At 43.6% G+C, this 314-nt stretch carries 1 protein-coding gene; it reads left to right on the top strand.

Going from position 1 to position 314, the window contains the following annotated elements:
• Window positions 1–282: hypothetical protein (locus tag Y882_RS20380; RefSeq protein WP_162207442.1), on the top strand; the 282-nt coding region annotated here is incomplete at its 5' end.
• Window positions 283–314 lie beyond the last annotated feature (32 nt).

Below are 314 nucleotides of genomic sequence, written 5' to 3'. Positions count from 1 at the left end.
CAAGAGCGTCAGCGTATTATTGAAGGTCTTAGATTCGAATCTACTTATCGTGGTCCTGGATCTTCTCAAGCTGCTCGTGTTGCTGCATATAAACAACTATGTAGCATCTTTGGATTTGAAGCTCCTAAGCAACAGAAGATGGATGTTGGTGTATCTACTGGTGTTATGCTGGTTCCTATGGTTGGTTCTATGGACGATTGGGAAAGAGTTGCTGGAGAGTCTCAGACTAAGCTGCAAGAGGATACTTTAAATGGACTCAATGATTCAGACTCCGTCCACTAAGGTAGTATGGAAACCACATCCAGGATCTCAGG

Origin of the sequence: Dyella japonica DSM 16301 (assembly GCF_001010355.1) — a bacterium.
Classification (GTDB): Bacteria; Pseudomonadota; Gammaproteobacteria; order Xanthomonadales; family Rhodanobacteraceae; genus Dyella; species Dyella japonica.
This window is presented reverse-complemented; position numbering and strand designations above follow the sequence as displayed.